Below are 646 nucleotides of genomic sequence, written 5' to 3'. Positions count from 1 at the left end.
ATCTAGCTTAATATACATACTAACCACCTCAGAGTCAGTATGGAGAATCCAATTGAAAATGTACATATTTATTCAAGCGTTAATGTACATATTTAAGTTAGCATTTATAAATAAACAATAAGATTGGTAGGATAAGGAGATTTTATATTGCAAAAAAATACCGAAGGAAAGGATTAGGGAGGTTATTATTAGTGAGAATTATAAACGATGCGAAAAAACATTTTAATATTGTTGTTTTAAATACAGATACAGTACAGGGTGACAAATTTTATACTTCGAGTGGATTTGTGAAAGGGACAAAATATATGGGAGTGAGCCATTATTTGAACTTATATAAAAGGATATAGTGAATTATTGTTTACTTCTCCAGTAGAACTTTTGTTCTGTTTCATGTAGATTGATGTTATAATTTATAAGAATCTAATATTAGAATGGAGAATTGGATGATGGGAGAAAATAAAATTATTAATGATTTCAATGAATATTCAATTTGGATAAATACATTGAAAGGTATGAAAGAGGAATTGTGGGTGGCACCACATGCCCATCAACTTAAGAATCTAGACTACCCCCAAGTGTAAAAAAACGTTATTCTTTCTAAAAAGCTAACTAGAAAGGATGACGTTTTTTATGAATCTTTCGATTC

General features: G+C 29.3%; 2 pseudogenes. Both read left to right on the top strand.

Going from position 1 to position 646, the window contains the following annotated elements:
* Positions 1–113: 113 nt before the first annotated feature.
* Positions 114–347: pseudogene (locus ACS2CR_RS34340) on the top strand (GNAT family N-acetyltransferase); the annotation flags it as partial.
* A gap of 84 nt (positions 348–431) precedes the next feature.
* Positions 432–539 (top strand): annotated as a pseudogene (locus ACS2CR_RS34335) (DinB family protein); the annotation flags it as partial.
* Positions 540–646: the final 107 nt, after the last annotated feature.

This window comes from Bacillus cereus group sp. BceL291, assembly GCF_051776705.1.
Lineage (GTDB): Bacteria > Bacillota > Bacilli > Bacillales > Bacillaceae_G > Bacillus_A > Bacillus_A cereus.
Note: the sequence above shows the minus strand (reverse complement) of the source record. Positions and strands in the feature narration are given on the sequence as shown.